Source organism: Sporocytophaga sp. (genome assembly GCF_017745095.1).
Taxonomy (GTDB): domain Bacteria; phylum Bacteroidota; class Bacteroidia; order Cytophagales; family Cytophagaceae; genus Sporocytophaga.
On record NZ_JAGHZZ010000013.1, the window covers coordinates 1 to 8,787 of the forward strand.

An 8,787-nucleotide genomic window follows, 5' to 3' on the forward strand; every position below is an offset into this window, starting at 1 on the left:
ACCAGATATTTAGCACATAAATAATTTATAAATTGTAAAATAAAAATCCCAGTTAAACGACTATGGATTAGAAAGTCTTTATTTTTAATATTGAATTCAAAAAACTCGAACTGAACATAGATAAATTGTTGTCAGGAATAATATGACACAGTGATTAGCAGCAATATAATAACCACCAGATTGAAAAAGCTAAAAGATTTCGTTAAATGCATAAAGAAGGAAAAAGATCACTTCAAAACAAGAAGAACTCCTTCACAATTGGTCATTTCCATTTTTGATTCCTTAGATTCTGTTCCTGAAGATGAATGGAATAAGGTTATTCCTCCTAGTAAAGGATTAATGCGTCATCCTTATCTAACTGCAATCGAAAACTCTTCAAAAGAGGAAGAACAAAGCTGGTATGTCTTGATGTACAAAGATAACAAACCCGTTGGGGCAGCTATTTTCCATGTAGCAGTCATTACCGGCGAAGATTATCGATGCTCTGATGATGGGAAACATAAACTTGAAAAAATTACAAATACTTTTAAGGATAAGGCTAAAGTTCGTGTATTGGTTTGTGGCCATACCCACATAAGTGGAAACCATGGCTTCATTTACACCCCTGACATTACTGATAAAGAAGCTTTTCACGCACTTGCAGATGCTTTATATCAAATTAGACGTTCGGAGAAACTAAGAGGTAAAATCAGTCTTCAATTGATCAAGGATTTTTATGAAGATGAAGTTGCGGCCTCTGGTTACCTTGGAGTCTTTAAATATCGTCAGTTTAAAGTCGATCCTAATATGATTTTAAAGATAAGGCCAGAATGGAAATCCTTTGACGATTACCTTAATGCAATGAATAAGAAGTATAGAAAGAAAGCATTAACTACAGTCAAGAAGGGCGCGGAACTTAAGACAAAGAGCTTATCAGCAGAGGAAATAGAATCCAACTTTGATAAAATCCAAATGCTTTATTTCAATGTTTCAGATAAAGCAAAAGTGCGTATCAATCATTTTGATGCTTCATATTTATTACAATTAAAATTGAATTTAAAAGAAGATTTTGAATTGATTGCCTATTACCTTAATGAAGAGATGATAGCTTTCAGTACTTATATATACTGGGGGAATAACTGTGAAGCACATGCAATCGGAATGAATTATGAACAGAATAATCAGTACTGTATCTATCAAAACATTCTTTATGATTATGTAAAAGTTACAATCGAAAAGAAAAAAGGCATGTTGATTTTGGGAAGGACTGCGATGGAAATGAAGAGCAATTTTGGAGCTGAGCCTTATGAAATGTACTGTTATGTTCGCCATTCAGGTCCTTTGATGAACAGGGCATTAAAGCCTGTTTTTAATTATATTAAACAAACAGAATGGACACAGAGAAGTCCATTCAAAGAGGGTGATTCTGCAGATAACGATAACTGACAATAGGTCAACAAAACATCACTCTTAATAATCATAATAAAATCAATAATGAAGATTAAACTTTTAGTTTTCGCATTAGCTATATTACATGCAAATTTCATTTTTGCTCAATTACACCCACACTATTGTTAAGAAACATTGGATGTAAATCACTAAGACTACCTGAATTTATGAGTTAATTTATATGTTTTTATAGAAAAATAGACTGATATGAAAACAGAAATTCAGGAAGGAAGAACATGCACATTAGAATTAGATCCTGATTCTGCTGCTGCGATTGAATATGGAGATCATTTATTCGGCAAAGTCCTTGGAAGAGATGTTATCGACTCATCCAAGGGAACTTTAAATGATATGTATGAAACACAAAATGATCTGCCAGTAGTAGTTATTGAAGGACCGGAAGGTTTTCATTGGAGAGTCCCGGAAAGAGATATAACAAAAATAGTTTGCTCTGATGATGAACTTTGTTAGAATTAAAATAAATCAATTTTACTTGGGATTCTAATAGCTATAAGATAAAGGTTTGGAACATATCCCTATACAAACTAAGATAACGTAACTGCAAAATTGAGACAAATCATATTGTACATAAAATATTTAAATAGCCAGCATCAAAAGGCTATTTAAATATTTTAAAATTAAGATACGGGATAATCTAAATATTCATTTTCGATACCACCTCTACAATCTATCCGGTGATTCTTTTAATTTCTTGACTAAGCATTAGCCGAATCTCTTACTTTTTTATTATTTAAAAAACCATAATTCAAAGGCCTATAGTTAAAGAACATCTTGTCTCCTTTACTATTCGATCTCTTGATCTTCATAATTAACTAATCAATCATTAATGAACACTTAACGGTCTTATAACCTCCCCATATTTATAGTTTTTCATATTTGCCAATACCAATTCTTAAACCATTATTGCTATGAAAAAACTATTTTATCAAGTTCCATTTTTAATTTTAATCTCTTTAATTGTTGTTTCTTGTAAGAAAGAAAGTCCAGAGCCAACACAATCACAGACATCTAATGATGTACACAACACAACTAATTTAAGAAGCTCTGCAGACAATTTGGCTATGGGCAATCCAAGTGGAGCGGTAACAAATACCTCTAATTATTCGAATTATCTTATGGTCAAAACTCAATATTCAATGTCTTACCATAGAGATAGAGGAACGCCAAACTGGGTAAGCTGGCACCTTGATAATACTTGGTTAGGTAGTACACCAAGACAAGATGATTTCAGAGCAGATGCAACCTTACCATCTGGCTGGTACAGAGTGGCTAATACAGACTATTCTGGAAGCGGATTCGACAGAGGACATAACTGTCCTTCTGGCGACAGAACGTATAGCGTATCTGATAATTCCACGACATTTCTGATGACAAATATGATTCCTCAGGCGCCTAATAACAATCAACAAACATGGGCAAACCTTGAAAATTATTGTCGCACCCTGGTTAATCAAGGAAATGAATTATACATTATAATGGGTAGTTATGGTACTGGGGGAACTGGAAGCAATGGAACTTTTAATACAATTGCAGGAGGAAAGGTCACTGTTCCTAATAGAATATGGAAAGTAATATTAGTATTGCCACAAGGGACTAATGACGTAAGCAGAGTGACTTCAAGCACTAGGGTTATTGCAATCAATACTCCGAATAACAATAGCATTAGCGCTTCTTGGGGTAGCTATAGAACAACAGTAGATGCCATTGAATCAGCAACAGGATATAACATATTGTCAAATGTGTCAGCAAGCATACAGAGTGCTATTGAATCTAAAGTTGATAATGGCCCTACACAATAAATAAAACCATAATTAAAACATAAAAGGCTTTAACAAATTGTTAAAGCCTTTTATGTTTCTACAACTTTCGTTTTTAATCCCCCCAAAGTTCCATCTTTCAATTTACCAATAATGAAAGCATCTATGCGGGTTTCGCCGACCCTGTAAACTACTATATCAGTAAGCTCTTCCTGCAACATATTTTGAAGCATAATAAACTTTGCTGCAAACATCTTTTGGTCGTCGGTGGATTCAGGATAAACCTTAGTCATATTTCTGAAAAAATACTCCAGAGTGACTTTTTCTACTTTAGAACTTTTATCCAAATGAGATAACTCAATAAGCGAACTTTCAATATGGTTTGTATCATCAAATTGCACCACTTCAAAGGGATAATCTGATTCGCTTAAATAATACAATCCGGCTGATGCCTCCTTAATTTTCAGTAAATCTGGGTTCATTGAAGGTCTGATTAGAGTTACATAAATTAACAGAAAGCACCCCAAATGTTTCAGCAGCATCGATTAACAAATTATTATTATTTATTAACAACAGGGGCTTTTATTTTATCCCTTAAATCTCCTGGAATTAATAGGAAATCATTAATTGCATTGGGCAAGCAAGCTTGCTGCAATTTCCTTTCCCCATGCGGGATAAAGAGGCTTAGGTTGTTCTTTGCTATATAGCTCTACAGCCTTTTGCAAAACAGGTTTTGCCTTATCTTTCCCTCCACCGAATTGTGTGGGGGTATAGAAAATAGAACTTCCTTTAAGATAATTAAGTCTGGGATTCTCAGGATCCATTGCTAATCCTTTTTTCAATGCAGTCGATGCTTCAACTCCGTAATTTGCCCATCGAATACTTGGCTCAATCAACATCTGTTGAGTAGCTATCATATTACGCAGTGCATATATTTCAACATTATCCTCAATCTTGGATGCCTTTTCAATTAGAGCCTTTACCTTGACTGAATTGGCATCAGCATTAATTGTCTTATCCTCCCATGCTGGAGTAATCAAAGCCAATGCAGCATAGTAATAAGGAAGCCACGAAGTTTTCTCTGCATCCCCGATTCTTTCAAATGAGTTTGAAACAGCAATATATTCAGCAGTTGTCTTTGCTGAATCTAATGCTTTAAGATTCTTTTGCATTGCTTTGCTAAACTTGTCATCCTGGGCTTGAGAAATCAAGGAGAAGAAACACAAAAGAGAAAAAGTCAACAAGCTGATAATTCTAAATTTTCCTTTCATAAATATTGTAAGAGGTTAAATATTATAGATTATTATTGATTGCATCCTGTGTTCTGTCTACTCCCCAGCTTAAAAAGACGCCTATAAAAAAGAACCGCCTGGCTGTTGGAGTCACTGCTTGCTTAACAGAACCATTATAAGAGTAATTATAGTTATAAACCTGATTAGAGCCAAGGAGATTGGAAATACTGGCAAATATAACCCAAAAAGTCTTTGCATCCTGCTTCCCCATAGAAGGTATATAACTTAAACTAAGCCCAACATTGTGAAAATCTTTAGCTCTTCCCTGATCCTTTATTTCAAAATTCCTTTGCTCATTCAGATGAAAGTAATAATAAGGCCTGCCGGTCGAATAAGTATATGTCAGGTTTATCCCACCTTTGTATTTCGGAAAAAACTTTTTAGTAACAACAGAAGCATTATGAGTTGCAGCAAAGTTCGGTTGAATTTTCGTAGGATAATTAAGAAATTCGCGCTTTGTATCCAGGTAGGAATAACTAACCCAGTAATCCATATTTTTAACCGACACTTTGTTGTCTCTGCAGAAAAACTCTACTCCATTCGCGTAGCCATCTCCTGCATTGTTATAACTAGAGAAATAAAGATCTTTGGGAATAGTTTTAACGAGATTGTTATATTGTTTATAAAATACCTCTGCTCTCAAAACCCTTCCTTTTAGATTTTGCTGAAAATAAGCTATGTAGTGTGTCGCCTTGGTATAGCCTAATTGTGGAGAAGCTATCAGTTGTTGATTTTCCGGTTTTTGATAAAATATGCCATAAGAAGCACATAGTACCGAATTGGCACTTGTTTTATAGGATACCGACAATCGTGGAGCAATATTTACCTGGTCTATAATGGAACTATATTCTGACCTACCTCCCGCCTGAGCTGTAAGTCTGTTTGAAACATGGATATCTGCTTCTGCAAATAAAGCGGTGAAATGATCATTAAGGTTTCCAGGATACTCATAAGTAGCTGTATAGATAGATCTCTGAATATTGTACCAGTATTCTCCCCCGATCCGGAAGATTACATTACTTGACAACCTTTTATCCAATACCAGTTTAAACTGGCTAAGATCCTGGCGGGATGTTAGGTTGAAATTTTTATTCATCAAAAAGTAACTTTCAGGAAATGCCTGGGGCACCATATTTGAATCCTGTAACTCCTGGTGCATATGATCTCTATTGGTACTATAACTCAAGCCCAGATTAAATTTCCAGCCATTACCTAAATTTTCTCTCCAGCTCAGGTTTGAATACCAATTTAGATTGTGGATATTTAATGCATCTTTAAAAAGTAGACTGTCAATATCTGGTCTGCTTAATCCGCCATTGCCTATTCCAAGTGCACTATAAAATTTAACAATTCCTTTTTTTGTTTTTATCCTGAAATTAAAATCAGTGTTATGCCCAGTAGGAATCCTGAAATAATGAGGCTTTTGTTTTACAAGGTAAAAATACAAACCAAGATTTACATAGTTGTATGAAACACCCCAGGAAGACTTTTCATTTTTTGCTAATTGCTGAATTGCACCACCCCAGACTAAAGGAGAAACAGAAGCATCTATATGAGACTTTTCAGGCAGATCGATGGATTCAAGAATAAGTGCTGAAGACAGTGCCTGACCATATTGTGCAGAATAACCTCCAGTACTAAATACGGTACCCTTAAAAAGAAATGGAGAAAACCTTCCTCTTGCCCCGATATCTGGAGCAGTAGCAAAATAAGGATTGTTTACCAGTGTCCCATCTATAAATTGTTTAGTCTCTGTTCCCGTCCCACCTCTTACAAACAGACCTTCTCTTTCTCCTACCTGCTGTGTGCCCGGCATGGTTTTCATTACTGAAGAAATATCTGCACCAGCTCCTCCCACTGTAGCAATATCAAGGGAGTTAAGTAATGTTACAGATTTACTTTTATCATCCGCATCAAATTTCCGGGCAGTAATTGTTATTTCGTTTAGCTCTTCTTGAAGTATGAAATGTTTTACAATGGAAGATGAAGAGATGAAAATAGAATCTTCAGAATATAGATAACCTGAAGCAGAAATGGATAGCAGGAACTTGCCTTTCTCTGTGGTTGTAAATAAAAAAAATCCCAAAGAGTCCGATGTAGCGCCGTCATAGGTATCCTTTAGAGAAATATTAGCACCTGCGATAGGTTTTCCATCAAACTTTTTAACAGAACCACTGATCTTTACCTGTCCATTAGTGACAATGGATATAAATAGTAGCATCAGTTGTAGTAATCGTTTCAAAATAAATTAATTAAAGCGCATAAATATACAATTATTCCGATTAAAGCTTCCCCCCCACAAATAAAAAAGTGTAACACGCAGCGGACAGCATTACACTGAGGCTCCATTAAATGTTTATTAAATTATTGATTCATCTTATTTACTTTTAAATCTATTACTGTAACTCTAATTTCACCTCATACCTCTTCGTCTTGCAAAGCGTTCTAAGTATTATAGTAATAATTTTTATAATTCTTATCTATACTGGGTAAACATAGAGCAGCATTAAATTCATGATTTAATGACAGATCTTTTACAATGAAAAGTTATCGTAAGTTGTTAGTATTATCGTCAACATTAATATCAAAAAAATATCCTCTATAATAATGGATCTCCGAAAGCTTACTTTTTCATTAGAGATATGATTCCATGCTTTAGTACTCGCAGTATTAACTCACTTCAGCCGGTTTGTCTGGCAAAACTACATTATCAAGGGATTTCGACAAATTTAATGATGATAATATTAAAGAATGGAAACTTACAAAGTAGAAATCTGATAACCCGATTTAAAAATCCAGTATCAGATTCCTTCGTACCAGAGTTTGGGAAGCAAAGTCATAGATCAACTTTGAATTTCGTAAAGAAGCAATTCAAAGTCGGAAAAATAAGAAGTAGTTTTCTTAGAAAACAATTCATTTATATAAAAACATTCTTTAATTGCTGAATATCCAGAGGCTTTATGAATACATGTTCAATATTTTTTTTGCCAATTTTATCATAGCTCAAAGTGTATTCTACAATAGATGTCAATAAGGCAATTCTAGTCTCATGCTCACGATAGTCGGAATGTTTCCTTATTCTGTCAATTAATCCTAACCCCATTTCTGTGTTATATTGAATATCTACCATAAGCAGCTCTGGAAATCTACCATTTATCAAACAATAAGCGTTCAGACTATCAATGGCATTATCACTATTTGCAAACCTATATTCTGATGCTACTTCATAAGTCTTGAAAATCCGCTCAGCCATCCAGTTGTCGGTAACGTTATTATCAATCACCATTATACATTTTGGAATCCCCATAATTACCAAATTTTTAATTAATAAAAATGGCAACTTGTGAGATGTAAAATCAATACTCTAAACAGACTATTTCACATACTCACATTAGAGTATTTTTTGAAAAAAAAAGAACATACAACACTAATAACCACAATTATTCTTTCTTTTCTGCTAGAGGAACATCTTGACGAAACCTGAGAGCAATACCTAGGTTAAAAATGAAGCCATCTTTGGTTTTATGAAAAACTGGATGCCCTATCCTCTCCTTATCTTTGTTATATACCTCATATTTCCTGCAAAGAGAATGTCCAAACTCTCCATAAGCAACTATATATTTTTTAATATAATAGTTGAGAAAAAGCTTTAACTGCATTTGTCCCCAGAATCTGTCTCCATTTCTAACATAGGAATAATTTTCTCCATCATGAAGTCTATAGCTGGCTGTAAGGCATTGATAGGAAATCCCCGAATAAAACCTTGTACTTGTTTTATGTTCTATAATCATGTAACCAGGCAGAACCCCGAAAATATTTAATCTTGGCAAAGGTTTCCACTCAATCCCCAGTAAAGGCATAAAAAAGTTACCAAAAAATTCTTTGTTATAGTATCCCCCCAATTTGTATTTCAGATTAGGGCTTTTTTCACACGTAAAAAGTAATATCCCACCTTGTTGGAATGATCCATGGTTAATTTGCAACAAATCTGAACTTATTTTGGGCAAAACAACAAAAAGTGTTTTCCACTTAGTGTTCTTCCAATTCTTTAAATAACCTATTTGACAATTGAACGCATAAAGTTCCTTATTTCCATGTGGAGAATTAAACCTTAATTGGTCAAAGACTCCACCAGTTAGTATTACATCTTTATTTTTTAATGGAATAGGAATATTCAAATTAAAATAACTTTCCTGAGCGCCCAGTTTATGTTCTTCCCCTGAATATTTAACTGGAAGAAAATTCTGATATTTAATATTAACGATATCAATATATGGTTGGCTCACCAC

8 protein-coding genes are annotated in these 8,787 nt (G+C 34.3%); 3 read left to right on the top strand and 5 right to left on the bottom strand.

Annotated elements, in window-relative coordinates:
- Positions 1 to 180 precede the first annotated feature (180 nt).
- From J7604_RS18140 to J7604_RS18150, 3 genes are all read left to right on the top strand, one after another.
- On the top strand, positions 181 to 1,425 hold the full coding sequence (locus tag J7604_RS18140; protein ID WP_293898691.1) for a peptidogalycan biosysnthesis protein: 1,245 nt from the start codon (positions 181 to 183) through the stop codon (positions 1,423 to 1,425).
- Positions 1,426 to 1,635: 210 nt separating this feature from the next.
- The gene (locus J7604_RS18145; RefSeq protein WP_293898694.1) at positions 1,636 to 1,899 is read left to right on the top strand and encodes a hypothetical protein; all 264 of its coding nucleotides are present in this window, start codon (positions 1,636 to 1,638) and stop codon (positions 1,897 to 1,899) included.
- Positions 1,900 to 2,357: 458 nt separating this feature from the next.
- Positions 2,358 to 3,248 (top strand): DNA/RNA non-specific endonuclease, encoded by an 891-nt coding sequence (locus tag J7604_RS18150; RefSeq protein ID WP_293898697.1) that lies wholly within the window; start codon positions 2,358 to 2,360, stop codon positions 3,246 to 3,248.
- A 50-nt stretch (positions 3,249 to 3,298) separates the two neighbouring features.
- Here J7604_RS18150 and J7604_RS18155 read toward each other — a convergent pair whose 3' ends face one another.
- The 5 genes from J7604_RS18155 to J7604_RS18175 all read right to left on the bottom strand — a co-directional run.
- A complete protein-coding gene (locus J7604_RS18155; protein WP_293898700.1) occupies positions 3,299 to 3,688 on the bottom strand; it encodes a nuclease A inhibitor family protein in 390 nt (129 codons plus the stop codon).
- Positions 3,689 to 3,829: 141 nt separating this feature from the next.
- Positions 3,830 to 4,477, bottom strand: coding sequence for a hypothetical protein (locus tag J7604_RS18160; RefSeq protein WP_293898702.1), 648 nt, complete (start codon positions 4,475 to 4,477; stop codon positions 3,830 to 3,832).
- 22 nt (positions 4,478 to 4,499) lie between these two features.
- Positions 4,500 to 6,740 (bottom strand): TonB-dependent receptor, encoded by a 2,241-nt coding sequence (locus J7604_RS18165; protein WP_293898705.1) that lies wholly within the window; start codon positions 6,738 to 6,740, stop codon positions 4,500 to 4,502.
- A 675-nt stretch (positions 6,741 to 7,415) separates the two neighbouring features.
- Positions 7,416 to 7,805: a hypothetical protein gene (locus J7604_RS18170; RefSeq protein ID WP_293898707.1), complete on the bottom strand. Its 390-nt coding sequence runs from the start codon at positions 7,803 to 7,805 to the stop codon at positions 7,416 to 7,418.
- Between the two features lie 133 nt (positions 7,806 to 7,938).
- Positions 7,939 to 8,787 (bottom strand): DUF6268 family outer membrane beta-barrel protein (locus J7604_RS18175; protein WP_293898709.1); only part of this gene is annotated, 849 nt, incomplete at its 5' end.

Coding starts and splice junctions, on each gene's coding strand:
- J7604_RS18145 (WP_293898694.1), top strand. CDS start 1,636: ATGAAAACAGAAATTCAGGAAGGAAGAACATGCACATTAGAATTAGAT.
- J7604_RS18150 (WP_293898697.1), top strand. CDS start 2,358: ATGAAAAAACTATTTTATCAAGTTCCATTTTTAATTTTAATCTCTTTA.
- J7604_RS18155 (WP_293898700.1), bottom strand. CDS start 3,688: ATGAACCCAGATTTACTGAAAATTAAGGAGGCATCAGCCGGATTGTAT.
- J7604_RS18160 (WP_293898702.1), bottom strand. CDS start 4,477: ATGAAAGGAAAATTTAGAATTATCAGCTTGTTGACTTTTTCTCTTTTG.
- J7604_RS18170 (WP_293898707.1), bottom strand. CDS start 7,805: ATGGGGATTCCAAAATGTATAATGGTGATTGATAATAACGTTACCGAC.